The following is a 15,052-nucleotide window of genomic DNA, read 5'->3' on the forward strand; positions in this document are numbered from 1 at the left end:
AGCGTCGTGAGGATGTCGGTGTTGCGGCGGAGGTGGTCGAGCAGCTCGGCCTCGAAGCGCAGCACGTCCTCGACCTCGATGCCGTCCAGCTTGCCCTTGGTGCCGGCCCAGATCGAGACGACCTGCTCCTCCACCGGGTACGGCGAGTACTGCGGCTGCTTGAGCAGCTCGGTGAGGCGCGCGCCGCGGGCGAGCTGACGGCGGCTGGCCGCGTCGAGGTCGGAGGCGAACATCGCGAACGCCTCGAGCGAGCGGTACTGCGCGAGCTCGAGCTTGAGCGTGCCGGAGACCTTCTTGATCGACTTGACCTGGGCGTCACCGCCGACTCGGGAGACCGAGATGCCGACGTCCACGGCGGGACGCTGGTTGGCGTTGAACAGGTCGGACTGCAGGAAGATCTGGCCGTCGGTGATCGAGATGACGTTCGTCGGGATGTACGCCGACACGTCGTTGGCCTTCGTCTCGATGATCGGCAGACCCGTCATGGAGCCGGCGCCCATCTCGTCGGACAGCTTCGCGCAGCGCTCGAGCAGACGCGAGTGCAGGTAGAAGACGTCGCCCGGGTAGGCCTCGCGGCCCGGCGGACGGCGGAGGAGCAGCGACACGGCGCGGTAGGCCTCGGCCTGCTTCGACAGGTCGTCGAAGATGATCAGGACGTGCTTGCCGCCGTACATCCAGTGCTGGCCGATGGCCGAGCCGGTGTAGGGGGCGAGGTACTTGAAGCCGGCGGGGTCGGATGCCGGGGCCGCGACGATCGTCGTGTACTCCATGGCGCCCGCGTCCTCGAGCGCGCCCTTCACGGCCGCGATCGTGGAGCCCTTCTGACCGATGGCGACGTAGATGCAGCGGACCTGCTTGTTGACGTCGCCCGACTCCCAGTTGGCCTTCTGGTTGATGATCGTGTCGATCGCGATCGCGGTCTTGCCCGTCTGGCGGTCGCCGATGATGAGCTGGCGCTGGCCGCGGCCGATCGGGATCATGGCGTCGATCGCCTTGATGCCGGTCTGGAGCGGCTCGTGCACGCTCTTTCGCTGCATGACGCCCGGCGCCTGGAGCTCGAGGGCGCGGCGGCCCTCGCTCTTGATCTCGCCGAGACCGTCGATCGCGTTGCCGAGCGGGTCGACCACGCGACCGAGATAGCCGTCGCCGACCGCGACCGAGAGGACCTCGCCGGTGCGCGTGACGCTCTGGCCCGCCTCGATGCCGGAGAATTCGCCGAGGACGACGACGCCGATCTCGTGCTCGTCGAGGTTGAGCGCGAGGCCCTCGGTGCCGTCCTCGAAGCGGACGAGCTCGTTCGCCATGACCCCAGGCAGGCCCTCGACGTGGGCGATGCCGTCGGCGGCGTCGATGACGGTGCCGACCTCGGTCGCGACGGCCCCGGTGGGCTCGTAAGCGGCGACGAAGTCCTTCAGCGCGTCACGGATGACGTCGGGGCTGATAGAGAGATCTGCCATTGTTTTCCTTCGTTCGTGGGGCCGCGGCCCCGAAATCTCCGCCCGGGACGGGCGGGAAGTCTGCTAGCCGGCCAGCCTCTGGCGCAGGTCGGCGAGGCGGGACGACACGCTCGCGTCGATCACGTCATCCGCGATCTCCACGCGCAGACCGCCGACGACCGACGGGTCGACGACGGTGTTCACCGAGACCTTCTTGCCGTAGCGCTTCGACAGCGCCGCGGCGAGGCGGTCGGCCTGGGCCGCGCCGAGCGGTGCGGCCGCGTAGACCGTCGCGACGGTGCGGTCGCGCTCGTCGGCGACGATCTTCATCGCGCGGGCGAGCACGTGACGCACGCGACGCTCGCGCGGGCGCTGGATGACGGATGCGGCGATGAGCGTCGCGGCTCCGCTCGCGCGTCCTCCGAGCAGCCGCTCCACGAGGGCGCCCTTCGCCTCGGCGTCGCCCAGGCGGCTGCCGAGCGCGAGCTCGAGCTCCGCGTTCTCGGCGACCGTGCGCGAGAAGCGGAACAGCTCCCCCTCGACATCGGCGCCGGGGTCGGACTTCGCCGCCGCGCGGATCGCGAGCTCCTCGATGCCGTCGACGAGATCGCTCGCCGACGACCAGCGCTGCTCGACCGCGGTCTTCAGCACGGAGACCGTCGCGGGCGACAGGCGCGAGCCGAAGACGTTCTCGACGACCTTCGTCCGCGCCGTGGGCTCCGCGGCGGAGTCGGCGAGCGCGCCGCTCAGCTGCGGCGTGTCGCCCACGGCGCGCGCCGCGGCGAACAGCTCGCGGGCCACGTCGAGGTCGACACCCGACACGGCGTCGAGCGCCGCCGTCGTCGCCGCGAGGGCCTGAGTGGTCGCGCTGCCCATTACGCCCTCTGTCCTTGAGCCGCGGCCTCCGACGCCTCGAGCTCGGCGAGGAAGCGGTCGACGACCGCCTTGGCCTTCGCGTCGTCGGAGAGCGTCTCGCCGATCACGCCGCCGGCGAGGTCGAGCGCGAGCGAGCCGACGTCGCTGCGCAGCGACACGAGGGCCGCCTGGCGCTCCGCCTCGATCTGCGCGTGCGCGGAGGCGGTCAGGCGTGCCGCCTCGGCGGACGCCGTCTCCTTCGCCTCGGCGATGATCTTGCGACCGTCCTCTCGGGCGGCGTCGCGGATCTCACCGGCCTCCTTGCGCGCCTCGGCGAGCTGGGCGGTGTACTCCTCGAGCGCGGCCTCGGCACGGCGCTGGGCCTCATCGGCCTTCGCGATGTTGCCCTCGATCGCGGCGCTGCGCTCGTCGAGCAGCTTCTTCATCCTCGGGAGGGCCACCCTCCAGAAGAGGAAGAGGATGATGACGAAGCACACCAGCGACCAGATGATGTCGTACCACGCGGGAATGAGAGGGTTGTGCTCGGGAGCACCCTCTTCCGCGGCGTACGCGACAAGAGCGTTCAGCATCCTGTCTCCTTAGGTCGAGTCGCGATCAGAATCCGAAGATGAAGCCGGTCGCGATGCCGATGAAGGCCAGCGCCTCGGTGAAGGCGATACCGATCCACATGAGCACCTGCAGGCGGCCGGCGAGCTCGGGCTGGCGCGCCACGCCCTCGATCGTCTTGCCGACGACGATGCCCACGCCGATGGCCGGGCCGATCGCAGCGAGGCCGTAGCCGACGGTCGCGATGGAACCCTGAACCTCGGCGAGAACCGTAGTTGCGTCCACGGGGGTGTTTCCTTTCGGTTATGGGCGGCTTTGGGCCGACCCGCTCAGTGCTCTTCCGCGACCGCGAGCTGGATGTAGACCGCGGTGAGGAGAGCGAAGACGTACGCCTGGAGGACGGCCACCAGGATTTCGAACAGAGTGAAGACGAAGCCGAACGCGAGGCTGCCCGCGGCGAGCGCCGACCACCAGCCTCCGAGGTCGAACAGGAAGAACTGCGTCGCCGCGAAGAACAGCACCAACAGCAGGTGGCCGACCATCATGTTCATGAGCAGTCGGAGCGTCAGCGTCACCGGCCGCACGATGAAGGTCGAGATGAGCTCGATCGGCGTGACGATGAAGTAGATCGGCCACGGCACGCCCGACGGGAAGAGCGAGTTCTTGATGAAGTTCTTGGGGCTCTTCTTGATGCCCGCGTAGATGAACGTCACGTAGCTGATGACGGCGAGCGTGAGCGGCACCGCGATGATCGCCGTGCCGGCGATGTTCATGAACGGGATGATGCCCGTGATGTTCATGAACAGGATCATGAAGAAGATCGTCGTCAGCAGCGGCAGGAAGCGATCGCCGTCCTTGCGGCCGAGCAGGTCGTGCGCGATGTTGATGCGCACGAAGTCGAGTCCCATCTCGACGAGGCTCTGGAAACGGCCCGGCACGACCTTCATGCGACGCGTCCCGAGCCAGAAGATCAGCACGAGCGCGACCGTCGCGATGAACTGGATGACGTGGATCCGGTTGATCGTGAGCGGCGCGCCGAACAGGACGATGTCGGGGAAGGTGATCAGCGCGTCCGGGAAGAATTCTTCGATCGAGGGACCGTGGAACCCGCCCCCGTCCTCAGCGGCGGTGTGGGCGATGAGAGTCGCAATGTGAGTAGACAGCGCTGGCTCCAGCTTCGGGGCACCGGAGAAGATCCGATGCGACGATTGGGTTGGTGAGCGTCACTCCGCAGGCGCTCAGAAGGCGAGCAAGCGGGCGCCAGATCAGCCTATCAAACTCGCAGGCGCGCTGATTACGCGCCCCTCCCCTCCGGACCCGCGTCGGATTCCGATGAACGGGATGAACCGGATGGGCCGGGCGCCGCATCCGGCTCTTCGACGCTCGTCGGCAGCGTCGTGTCGCTCACGTGCGGGATGCGCATGCGCGTGAGCACGACGACGTCGACCACGAGCGACGCGAGCACACTCACGACGACCGCGACGAAGAAGACCATCGGCTCGATCCACGGCTGGCCGCGCAGCACGATGAGCGCGACGATGAAGAGCACGAGCTTGAGGATCCAGCCGCCCAGCACGATCCCGAAGAAGATCGGCACGTAGAGCGGATCGCCGTACCAGCGGTTCGCGATGAGAATGCTCGCGGCGGTGATGCCGAGGAAGAGCGCCGCGAGGAGCACGCCGAGGAGCGCGCTCCACAGGCCCGTCGTCCCGGCGACGAGGAAGCCGATGACGGCGGCGACGATCAGAAGCACCCCGGTGACGACGGCCGACCAGATGAGGACGGTGCGCAGGACGGGCGTGCTCGAGACGGGGCTGGGACTCATCGGGCGTCCTCCAGGACGTGCTGGGGCGCCGGAACGGGCCGGCGCGAGGGAAGGAAGGTGATCACGAGGCACGCGGCGACGCCGACGACGCCGAACGCGACGCCGAACAGGTAGCCACCCGCCCAGTCGTCCTGCGTGCCGATGTACATGAGGAGCACCGCGAGTCCCACGATCGCGGTCCACGCGTAGAAGATGAGCGTCGCGTCGCGGTCGGAGTGGCCCATGTCGAGCATCCGGTGGTGCAGATGCTTGCGATCGGGCGAGAACGGCGACTTGCCCTTGCTCATGCGGCGCACGACGGCGAGGCCGAAGTCGAGCAACGGCAGCAGCACGACGACCACCGGCAGCAGGATCGGGATGAACGCACCGAGCAGCTGCGACCGGCCGAACTCGTCGGGGTTCAGCAGCGACGGCTCGAGCTGGCCCGTGATCGCGATCGCCGAGCACGCCATGAGCAGACCCAGCATGAGCGCGCCGGAGTCGCCCATGAAGAGCTTCGCCGGGCTCCAGTTCATCGGCAGGAACCCGATGCACGCGCCGATGAGCACCGCCGCGATGAACGATGCGAGGTTGAAGTACGTGCTCGCGCCGGTGTCGCGCACGAGCATGTAGGAGTACGCGAAGAAGACGCCGTTCGCGATGAGGCACACGCCCGCGACGAGCCCGTCGAGCCCGTCGATGAAGTTCACCGCGTTCATGACGACGACGATCGACAGGACCGTCAGGATGAAGCTCTGCCACGGCGAGACGATCACGAGCCCGCCGATCGGGATCGACAGGATCTGCAGCTTGCCGAACCACGCGATGATGCCCGCGGCGAGGAACTGCACGCCGAGCTTGACCATCCAGTCGAGATCCCACAGGTCGTCGGCGACGCCGACCGCGACGATCAGCAGCGTCGCGACGAGGATCGCGTAGACGGGCTCGGGGCGCTCCCAGAAGATCGCGAAGTACGGATGCTGCGACGACACCGCGAACGCCGCGACGACGCCGAGGAACATCGCGACGCCCCCGAGCCGGGGCGTGGGCGTCTTGTGCACGTCGCGCTCGCGGATGCCCGGATACAGCTTGTACTTGAGGCTGAGGCGCCACACGGTCCACGCCATCGCCAGCGTGACGGCGGCGGTGAAGATGACGATGAAGACGTACTGCTTCACTCGGTGCCGCCGCGGGGCTGTCCGGTCGAGGGGGCGTCCGCGCCCTCCTGGGTCGAGTCGTCCTCCTGAGTCGAGTCGTCCTCCTGGGTCGAGTCGTCCTCCAGCAGGTCGCCGAGAACGGCGCGCAGGTCGTCGCGCGTGACCGCACCCTCGCGGAGCACGCGCACCCAGGCCTCGCCCTCGTCGCTCGCGCCCACGAGCGACGTCGCGTCGATGATGGTCGACGCGATGCCGGTCGTCGACGGCCCGTCGTCGAGGTACGCGGCGACGCTGTCGCCCAGCATCCGCTCCGCGTCGTCCGCCGAGATCGCGGCGGCCAGGCCCGTGCGGTTGGCGCTCGACACGGCGAGGGGCCCGGTCTCTTCGAGGAGCTCGAGCGCGATGCGGTTGGCGGGCATGCGCACCGCGACGGTGCCGTGCGTGTCGCCGAGATCCCACGAGAGGGACGGCTGCGACCGCAGGACGATCGTCAAGCCGCCGGGCCAGAACGCGTCGACGAGACGCTCGACCGGCTCGGGGACCTCGGCCGCGAGCGCGCGGAGCGTGCGGATGCCCGGCACGAGCACGGGCGGAGGCGACTGGCGGCCGCGGCCCTTCGCATCGAGCAGGCGCTGCACGGCGGCGGCGTTGAAGGCGTCGGCGGCGACGCCGTACACCGTGTCGGTGGGCATCACGATGAGCTCGCCGCGGCTGATCGCCTGACGCGCGTGGCGCATCCCGGCGAGCAGCTGCGCCTCATCGCGGCAGTCGTAGAGGGGGGAGGACATGTCCAAGCCAGTCTAGATTCCCCGCCGCAGCGATCACGGGCGGACCGCGGTCGTCGCGCGGTCGCGCATCGTGAGGTCCTGGTGGGTCGCGGTCGCCCGCCAGCCGGCCGCCGCGAGCAGCTCGCGGATCGGCTCGCCCTGCCACTCCCCGTGCTCGATCACGAGGGACCCGCCCGGATGCAGCAGCCGCAGGCCCACCTCGCTCAGCACGCGCACCACGTCGAGCCCGTCCGCTCCCCCGTACAGGGCCGCCGGGGGGTCGAAGAAGCGCACCTCGGGGTCGCGCGGGATCGCGTCGTCGGGCACATACGGCGGATTGGAGACGAGCACCGAGACCGTTCCGTCGAGCTCGGGGAACGCGTGCTCGAGGTCGATGAACGCGAGTCGCGCGTTCTCGGCGCCGACGAGGCTGAAGTTCTCCTTCGCCCACACGAACGCGTCGACCGAGTTCTCGGCCGCGTACACCCGCGCGTACGGCACTTCGGTCGCGAGCGCGAGGGCGATCGCGCCGGTTCCGGTTCCGAGGTCGACGGCGATGGGCTCGTCGGATGCCACGGCCCGCAGCGCGTCGATCGCGAGCTGCGCCACGATCTCGGTCTCGGGCCGCGGGACGAACACGCCCGGACCCACCTTGAGCTCGAGGTGACGGAACGGCGCGACGCCCGTGAGGTGCTGCAACGGCTCGCGCGAGGCCCTGCGGCGCACGAGGTCGGCGAACGCATCCGCCTGTTCTCGCGTCACCGCGTCGCCGCGGAGGCGAGCCGCCTCGACCTCCCCTCGCCCGCCCCCGAGGACGTGCGCCGCCAGCAGCACCGCGTCGACGTCGGGATCGGGCACGCCCGCGCGCGAAAGGATCTCCACGGCGTCACGCAGGACGGACGCGAGCGGGAGGTCGGCGGGCGGTTCGTGGGCCATGAGCGCCCTCCAGCCTATGCGGTGCTGTTCGTCACATGATCACCGCGTGGGGCGGCGCTCCCCTAGAGTTGTTCGGCAGTCGATTTCCGTCCCGAAAGGCGCCTCATGCCCGGCATCCACTCCGACATCACCACGGCGTTCGGCAACACCCCCCTCGTGCGTCTCAACCACGTCACCGAGGGTGTCGGCGCGGAGGTGTACGCGAAACTCGAGTACTTCAACCCCGCGTCCAGCGTCAAGGACCGTCTGGGCATCGCTCTCGTGAACGCCGCCGAGGAGGCGGGCGCCCTCAGCGAGGGCGGCACGATCGTCGAGGCGACCAGCGGCAACACCGGCATCGCCCTCGCGATGGTCGGCGCCGCGCGCGGCTACAAGGTCATCCTGACGATGCCCGCCTCGATGTCGAAGGAGCGTCGTCTGCTCCTCAAGGCGCTGGGTGCGGAGCTCGTGCTCACCGACCCCACGAAGGGCATGTCCGAATCGCTCCGCGTCGCGAACGAGATCGTCGAGAAGACGCCCGGCGCGATCCTCGCGAAGCAGTTCGAGAACGAGGCCAACCCGGCGATCCACCGCAAGACGACGGCCGAGGAGATCTGGCGCGACACCGACGGCGACATCGACATCTTCGTCGCCGGCATCGGCACGGGCGGCACCATCACGGGTGTCGGCCAGGTGCTCAAGGAGCGCAAGCCCGACGTCAAGGTCGTCGCGGTCGAGCCGAAGGACTCCCCCATGCTCACCGAGGGCCACCCCGGCCCCCACAAGATCCAGGGCATCGGGCCGAACTTCGTGCCGCCGATCCTCGACCGCAGCGTCATCGACGAGGTCATCGACGTCGAGTTCGAGCCGTCGCTCGCCGTGTCGCGCGACCTCGCCGTCAAGGAGGGCCTGCTCGTCGGCATGTCGAGCGGCGCGGCCGTGTGGGCGGCGCTCGAGGTCGCGAAGCGGCCGGAGAACGCCGGCAAGAAGATCGTCGTGATCGTCCCCGACACGGGCGAGCGGTACCTCACCACGGCGCTGTTCGAAGACCTGCGCGAGGACTGACATGGGTGCGTGGCAGAGGGTGCGCGAAGATCTCGCCGCGGCGAAGCTTCGCGACCCTGCCGCGCGCTCGGCGATCGAGATCGCGCTGCTCTACCCCGGCCTCCACGCGATCTGGGCGCACCGCGTGTGGCACGCGCTGTGGAAGCGGCGTGTCCGGTTCATCGCGCGTGCGGGCTCCCAGATCACACGCTGGCTGACGGGCATCGAGATCCACCCCGGTGCGCAGATCGGCCGCCGCTTCTTCATCGACCACGGGATGGGCGTCGTCATCGGCGAGACCGCCGAGATCGGCGACGACGTCATGCTCTACCACGGCGTGACGCTCGGCGGCCGCACGCGCGACGGCGGCAAGCGGCATCCGACTCTCGAAGACGGCGTCGCGGTCGGCGCCGGCGCGAAGGTGCTCGGCCCGATCACGATCGGTGAGGGATCCGTCATCGGTGCCAACGCGGTCGTCACCCGTGATGCGCCACCCGACAGCGTCCTCGTCGGGGTGCCCGCCAAGCCGCGCCGGCGGCGCACGGGCGAAGACACCCGCGCGATCCTCACGGCACCCGAGTACGTGATCTGACGCGAACCTCAGCGCCGCTCGCGCTTCCGCCCGTCGTCCTTGAGGAACAGCGGCGTCAGCAGCCACGTCGCGATCGCCGTCACGAACCACACGATGAGCGCGCCGACGATCCACGTGGTGGGTCCGTCGATGCCGACGCCCGCCGCCGGGATGATCACGGCGATCATCAGTGCGATGAGCGTCGAGATCAGGCCGATTCCGCCCAGCAGCGCGGTCGCGCGACGGCGGGCGAAGCGCGTGAGCAGCGGGGCGAGGATGCTCTGCAGCACGGCGAACACCAACACCGCCACCAGGATCCCCCACCAGTCGTTCCAGTGCAGGTGGAAGCCCGGCAGGATGACGTCGGCCGCGATGAGGCCGAGCGCCGCCGACACGACGAAGATCAGCGCGCGGATGAGGACGGCGATCACGTGCTCAGGCTAGTGCCCGCGCTCCTCCTCCGAACGATCCCACCCCGCCGAGATTGCGCGAATCACCGCCCAGAACCCGCCGCGGCCGCAGTTCGTGCGATCTCGGCGGGATTGAGGAGGGATGGGCCCGCTCAGTCGTCGGCGCCGAGGACGGCGAGGCGCGCCTCCTCGTCGGCGCGGATCGCGGACTCGATGATCGGGTCGAGCGCACCGTTCATCACCTGGTCGAGGTTGTACGCCTTGTAGCCCGTGCGGTGGTCGGCGATGCGGTTCTCGGGGAAGTTGTACGTGCGGATGCGCTCGGAGCGGTCCATGCTGCGCACCTGAGAACGGCGGGCGTCGGATGCCGCGGCCTCCCGCTCCTCCTGCTGCTTCGCGAGCAGCCGGGCGCGGAGCACACGCATCGCCGCTTCGCGGTTCTGCAGCTGCGACTTCTCATTCTGCATCGACACGACGATGCCCGTGGGCAGGTGGGTGATCCGCACGGCGGAGTCGGTCGTGTTGACGGACTGTCCGCCCGGACCCGACGAGCGGAAGACGTCGATCTTCAGGTCGTTCGGGTCGATGTGGATCTCTTCGGGCTCGTCGACCTCGGGGAAGACGAGCACGCCCGTCGTCGACGTGTGGATGCGCCCCTGCGACTCGGTGGCCGGCACGCGCTGCACGCGGTGCACGCCGCCCTCGTACTTGAGGTGCGCCCACACGCCCTGCGCGGGATCGGACGAGTTGCCCTTTATCGCGATCTGCACGTCCTTGTAGCCGCCGAGGTCGGACTCGTTGCGCTCGAGCAGCTCGGTCTTCCAGCCCTTCGACGCGGCGTACTGCAGGTACATTCGCAGCAGGTCGGCTGCGAACAGCGCCGACTCGGCGCCGCCCTCACCCTGCTTGATCTCCATGATCACGTCGCGCGCGTCATCCGGATCTCGCGGGATGAGCAGTCGTCGCAGGCGCTCCTGCGACTCGGCGAGCTGCTCCTCGAGGTGCGGGACCTCGGCCGCGAACGCCGCATCCTCTTTCGCGAGCTCGCGCGCAGCTTCGAGATCATCGGATGCCGCGACCCACGCCTCGTACGCGGCGACGATCTTCGACAGCTCGGCGTACCGCCGGTTGACGCGCTTCGCGCGCGCGGCATCGGCGTGGACGGCCGGATCGGACAGCTCCGCCTGGACGGCCTTGTGCTCTTCGATCAGGCTCTTCACCGAATCGAACACGGACTCCCCCGGTTCACGCTTCGACGGGCTCAGCGGATGCTGTTGTCGTGCGCGTGGCTGTGCCCGCCGCCGTGGCCGTCACGGGCAGGCGTCGGAATCGACTTCTGCATCTGCACGAGGAACTCGACGTTCGACTGCGTCTCCTTGAGCTTGCCGAGCACGACCTCGAGCGCCTGCTGCGGATCGAGGCCCGCGAGCGCGCGGCGCAGCTTCCACGTGATCTTGACCTCGTCGGGCGAAAGGAGCATCTCCTCGCGACGCGTCGAGGACGCGTTGATGTCGACTGCGGGGAAGATCCGCTTGTCGGCGAGCTGGCGCGACAGGCGCAGCTCGCTGTTGCCGGTGCCCTTGAACTCCTCGAAGATGACCTCGTCCATCTTGGAACCGGTCTCGACGAGCGCGGTCGCGAGGATCGTGAGCGACCCGCCGTTCTCGATGTTGCGCGCGGCGCCGAAGAAGCGCTTCGGCGGGTAGAGCGCGGAGGCGTCGACACCGCCGGTCAGGACGCGGCCCGACGTCGGCGCCGTGATGTTGTAGGCGCGGCTGAGTCGCGTGATCGAGTCGAGCAGCACGACGACGTCGCGGCCCAGCTCGACGAGACGCTTCGCCCGCTCGATGGCGAGCTCGGCGACCGTCGTGTGGTCTTCGGCGGGACGGTCGAACGTCGACGCGATGACCTCGCCCTTGACGGTGCGCTGCATGTCGGTGACCTCTTCGGGGCGCTCGTCGACGAGCACGACCATGAGGTGCACCTCGGGGTTGTTGATCGCGATGGCGTTCGCGATCTGCTGCAGCACGATCGTCTTGCCGGCCTTCGGCGGCGCGACGATGAGACCGCGCTGGCCCTTGCCGATCGGGGCGACGAGGTCGATGATCCGCTGGGTCAGCTTCTCGGGCGCCGTCTCGAGGCGCAGACGCTCCTGGGGGTACAGCGGCGTGAGCTTCGAGAACTCGACGCGGTTCGCGGCGTCGTCGACCGACAGGCCGTTGATCGCGTCGACCTTGACGAGCGCGTTGTACTTCTGACGGCTCGACTGCTCGCCCTCGCGCGGCTGCTTGATCGCACCGACGACGGCGTCGCCCTTGCGGAGGTTGTACTTCTTCACCTGGCCCAGCGACACGTAGACGTCGCTCTGGCCGGGAAGGTAGCCGGTCGTGCGCACGAAGGCGTAGTTGTCGAGCACGTCGAGGATGCCCGCGATCGGGATCAGGACGTCGTCCTCGCCGATCTCGGTCTCGAACTCGTCGGCGCCACCCTGACCGCGGCGCTTGTTGCGCTGACGGTTGCGGCCGCCCTGGCTCTTCTCGTCGTCGTCGGGCTCGGAAGCGGCCTTCTTCTCCTCCGCCTGCGCGCCCTGCTGACCACCCGACTGGCCGTTCTGGCCGCCACGATTGCGGCTGCGGTTGCGGCTGCGGTTGCGTCCGCGAGACGGGGTCTCGTCGCCCTGGCCATCAGCGTGCTGGTCACCGGATGCCTCGGACGCCTTCTCGTCGGCGGGGGCCTTCCCGTCGGCGGGGGCCTTCTCATCGGCGGCCGCCTTCTCGTCGGCGGAAGCCTTCTCACCGGCGGGCGTCTCCGCACTCTCGGCCGGGGTCGTGGTGTCGGCCTCGGCCGGCGTCTCGGCGTCGGTCGCCTGCGCTTCGGCGGGTGCCTCGGCCGGGGTCTCGGCGGGAGCCTGCTGGTCCGCCTCCGCGGGCGCGGCCTCGTCCTTCGCCTCGGCGACCGGCGCCTTCGCGTCGGCGCTCTTCGCACGGCGCGGCGCGCGCTTGCGCGGCGCCTTCGCGGGTGCGGCGGGCGCCTCGGCCTCCGCGGGCGCCGCGTCGACGGCAGCCTCAGCGGGCGCCACGTCGGCGGCCGGAGTAGGCTCGGCCGGCGCGGCCTCGGCCGCGGCATCCGCCTCAGCCTCGGCCTGCGGCTCGGCTGCCTGCTCGGTCTCGGGCGCTTCTGCCTCGGTGGTCTCGGTGGCGGCCTCAGCAGCCGCGGTGTCAGCCGCCTCGGCGGCGCCCTCAGGCGCGTCTGTGCGCTCTTCGGTCGAAGCGTCAGCGGCGTGGATCTCGGAGATGGACTCCACGAGTTCTCCCTTGTGAAAACGAATGATGTACGCGACCGCACGGACACGTGGCGCGACGAGTCACAACCCGGCGCGTGGTCGAGCGGTCAGAGTCCTTCGACGCGGCGAGGGCCGTGCGGGGGGTTTCGCAGAATTGCGACGGAGGCCAGATTCACGGGCTACGTGGAACCCTCCGTGTACTCCCTCACTGTACCACCCTTGAAGTCGACGGCGAGCATCAGGGCCTCCCACGGGGTGTCGGCGAAGGACGCGGCGACCTCGGCCGCCTCGAGCCGCCGACCCGGTCCGTCGGCGAGGACGAGCACGCTCGGACCCGCCCCCGACACGACCGCCGCGAAGCCCGCGTCGCGGAGCGCCCGCACGAGCCGGTCGGTCTCGGGCATCGCCTGAGCGCGGTAGTTCTGGTGCAGCTTGTCCTCGGTCGCCGCGAGCAGCAGCTCCGGGCTCTGCGTGAGCGCGGCGATGAGCAGCGCAGAACGCGACACGTTGAAGATGGCGTCCTCGCGCGGCACCTGCAACGGCTGCAGGCTGCGCGCGACGCTCGTCGACATCGTGAATTCGGGAACGAACACGAGAGGCGAGACGCCGCGGTGGACGAGCAGCTTCTTGTGCTGCGGCCCGTTCTCGTCGACCCATGCGATCGTGAGGCCGCCGAACAGGGCCGGAGCGACGTTGTCCGGATGCCCCTCGAGCTCCGTCGCGAGGCGCAGCAGCGTCTCGGGGCCGAGCGCGACGTCCCCTTCGAGGAGTCCCTTCGCGGCGAGCAGGCCCGACACGACCGCCGCGCCCGACGAGCCCATGCCGCGCCCGTGCGGGATGACGTTCTTCGCCTCGAGCCGGAGTCCGGGCATCCGCCGCCCCACCGCCTCGTACGCGTACGCGATCGAGCGGACGACGAGGTTCGACGCGTCGCGCGGCACGCCGTCTGCGCCCTCGCCGGACACCGTGATCTCGAGCTCGCCCTCGGGCAGCCGCGTCGCCACGAGCTCGTCGTACACGCTGAGGGCGAGCCCGAGCGTGTCGAACCCCGGTCCGAGGTTCGCGCTCGTCGCCGGCACGCGCACGATGACGCTCCGCTCCTCGGCGGGGCGATTCGCGGCGGCCGGCGTGCTCACGCGTTCGCCTCGGCGGGGGTTCCGTGGGCGGCCTCGGCGGCGAGGCCGAGAACGGATGCCACCTCCGACGTCGCGGCGTCGACCACGGTCGGCTGGACCTGGGAGCCGTCCGCGTTGCGCAGCGCCCACTGCGGGTCCTTGAGGCCGTGACCCGTCACCGTGAGCACGACGCGCGATCCGGCGGGGATGACGCCTGCCTCCGCGCGGTCGAGGAGGCCCGCGACGCTGATGGCCGACGCCGGCTCGACGAAGATGCCGACCTCGCCGGAGAGGATCTTCTGCGCCGCGAGGATGCGGTCGTCGTCGATGGCGCCGAAGTAGCCGTCGGTCGCGTCGCGCGCCTCGAGGGCGAGCTCCCACGAGGCGGGGTTGCCGATGCGGATCGCCGTCGCGATCGTCTCGGGGTTCTTCACGACCTCACCGCGCACGAGCGGCGCCGAGCCCTCGGCCTGGAAGCCGAACATGCGCGGAACGCGCGTCGAGACGCCGCGCTCCGCCTCCTCGCGGTAGCCGCGCGAGTACGCGGTGTAGTTGCCCGCGTTGCCGACGGGGATGAAGTGGAAGTCGGGCGCGTCGCCGAGCACCTCGACGATCTCGTACGCCGCGGTCTTCTGGCCCTCGATGCGGTCGGGGTTGACCGAGTTCACGAGGTGCACCGGATAGTTGTCGGCGAGCTCGCGCGCGATCTCGAGGCAGTCGTCGAAGTTGCCGCGGATCTGGATGAGGCGCCCGTTGTGGGCGACCGCCTGGCTGAGCTTGCCCATCGCGATCTTGCCCTCGGGCACGAGGACGGCGGCGGTGATGCCCGCGTGGGCGGCGTAGGCGGCGGCGGATGCGGACGTGTTGCCGGTGGACGCGCAGATGACGGCCTTCGCTCCGTGGTCGATCGCGCGCGAGACGGCGACCGTCATGCCGCGGTCCTTGAACGAGCCGGTGGGGTTCATGCCCTCGAACTTGACCCACACGTCGGCGCCGGTGCGGCGCGACAGCGCGGGTGCGGGCAGCAGGGGCGTGCCGCCTTCGCCGAGGGTCACGACGGTCGAGGCATCCGTCACTCCGAGCCTGTCGGCGTATTCGCGGAGGACTCCGCGCCAGACGTGTGCCATG

Annotated in this window: 16 protein-coding genes; 2 read left to right on the forward strand and 14 right to left on the reverse strand. The window is 69.8% G+C overall.

Going from position 1 to position 15,052, the window contains the following annotated elements:
* The 9 genes from atpA to prmC all read right to left on the reverse strand — a co-directional run.
* Window positions 1–1,457: F0F1 ATP synthase subunit alpha (atpA, locus tag VFF97_RS07615; protein WP_325032892.1), on the reverse strand; the 1,457-nt coding region annotated here is incomplete at its 3' end.
* Between the two features lie 63 nt (window positions 1,458–1,520).
* On the reverse strand, window positions 1,521–2,312 hold the full coding sequence (locus VFF97_RS07620; protein ID WP_325032893.1) for a F0F1 ATP synthase subunit delta: 792 nt from the start codon (window positions 2,310–2,312) through the stop codon (window positions 1,521–1,523).
* Window positions 2,312–2,881 carry a F0F1 ATP synthase subunit B gene (locus VFF97_RS07625; protein WP_325032894.1) on the reverse strand — a complete coding sequence of 190 codons (570 nt, stop codon included), beginning with the start codon at window positions 2,879–2,881 and terminating at the stop codon, window positions 2,312–2,314. The genes VFF97_RS07620 and VFF97_RS07625 overlap by 1 nt, the downstream gene beginning before the upstream one ends.
* Before the next feature lie 25 nt (window positions 2,882–2,906).
* Entirely contained in the window at window positions 2,907–3,143 is a 237-nt protein-coding gene (atpE, locus tag VFF97_RS07630; RefSeq protein ID WP_179491144.1) for an ATP synthase F0 subunit C, read from the reverse strand.
* Window positions 3,144–3,187: 44 nt separating this feature from the next.
* Window positions 3,188–3,997, reverse strand: coding sequence for a F0F1 ATP synthase subunit A (atpB, locus tag VFF97_RS07635; RefSeq protein WP_414684237.1), 810 nt, complete (start codon window positions 3,995–3,997; stop codon window positions 3,188–3,190).
* Window positions 3,998–4,152: 155 nt separating this feature from the next.
* Entirely contained in the window at window positions 4,153–4,683 is a 531-nt protein-coding gene (locus tag VFF97_RS07640; protein ID WP_325032895.1) for a hypothetical protein, read from the reverse strand.
* Window positions 4,680–5,840, reverse strand: a complete 1,161-nt coding sequence (locus tag VFF97_RS07645) for an MraY family glycosyltransferase (RefSeq protein ID WP_325032896.1) — start codon at window positions 5,838–5,840, stop codon at window positions 4,680–4,682. The genes VFF97_RS07640 and VFF97_RS07645 overlap by 4 nt, the downstream gene beginning before the upstream one ends.
* Window positions 5,837–6,607, reverse strand: a complete 771-nt coding sequence (locus VFF97_RS07650; RefSeq protein WP_325032897.1) for an L-threonylcarbamoyladenylate synthase — start codon at window positions 6,605–6,607, stop codon at window positions 5,837–5,839. The genes VFF97_RS07645 and VFF97_RS07650 overlap by 4 nt, the downstream gene beginning before the upstream one ends.
* A 33-nt stretch (window positions 6,608–6,640) precedes the next feature.
* The gene (prmC, locus tag VFF97_RS07655) at window positions 6,641–7,522 is read right to left on the reverse strand and encodes a peptide chain release factor N(5)-glutamine methyltransferase (protein WP_325032898.1); all 882 of its coding nucleotides are present in this window, start codon (window positions 7,520–7,522) and stop codon (window positions 6,641–6,643) included.
* A gap of 105 nt (window positions 7,523–7,627) precedes the next feature.
* On the opposite strand from prmC, the gene cysK reads away from it, so the two are divergent.
* On the forward strand, window positions 7,628–8,566 hold the full coding sequence (gene cysK, locus VFF97_RS07660) for a cysteine synthase A (protein ID WP_325032899.1): 939 nt from the start codon (window positions 7,628–7,630) through the stop codon (window positions 8,564–8,566).
* 1 nt (window position 8,567) lies between these two features.
* Complete coding sequence (epsC, locus tag VFF97_RS07665) at window positions 8,568–9,137, forward strand: serine O-acetyltransferase EpsC (RefSeq protein ID WP_325032900.1); 570 nt, start codon at window positions 8,568–8,570, stop codon at window positions 9,135–9,137.
* A gap of 8 nt (window positions 9,138–9,145) precedes the next feature.
* On the opposite strand, the gene VFF97_RS07670 is transcribed toward epsC, so the two are convergent.
* From VFF97_RS07670 to thrC, 5 genes are all read right to left on the reverse strand, one after another.
* Window positions 9,146–9,547 carry a phage holin family protein gene (locus VFF97_RS07670; RefSeq protein ID WP_325032901.1) on the reverse strand — a complete coding sequence of 134 codons (402 nt, stop codon included), beginning with the start codon at window positions 9,545–9,547 and terminating at the stop codon, window positions 9,146–9,148.
* Between the two features lie 131 nt (window positions 9,548–9,678).
* Entirely contained in the window at window positions 9,679–10,758 is a 1,080-nt protein-coding gene (gene prfA / locus VFF97_RS07675) for a peptide chain release factor 1 (protein ID WP_325032902.1), read from the reverse strand.
* Window positions 10,759–10,787: 29 nt separating this feature from the next.
* Window positions 10,788–12,830 (reverse strand): transcription termination factor Rho, encoded by a 2,043-nt coding sequence (rho, locus tag VFF97_RS07680; protein ID WP_325032903.1) that lies wholly within the window; start codon window positions 12,828–12,830, stop codon window positions 10,788–10,790.
* 158 nt (window positions 12,831–12,988) lie between these two features.
* A complete protein-coding gene (gene thrB / locus VFF97_RS07685; RefSeq protein ID WP_325032904.1) occupies window positions 12,989–13,945 on the reverse strand; it encodes a homoserine kinase in 957 nt (318 codons plus the stop codon).
* A complete protein-coding gene (thrC, locus tag VFF97_RS07690) occupies window positions 13,942–15,051 on the reverse strand; it encodes a threonine synthase (RefSeq protein ID WP_325032905.1) in 1,110 nt (369 codons plus the stop codon). Before thrC ends, thrB begins: the two co-directional genes overlap by 4 nt.
* Window position 15,052 lies beyond the last annotated feature (1 nt).

The organism is Microbacterium sp. (assembly GCF_035687345.1).
Taxonomy (GTDB): domain Bacteria; phylum Actinomycetota; class Actinomycetes; order Actinomycetales; family Microbacteriaceae; genus Microbacterium.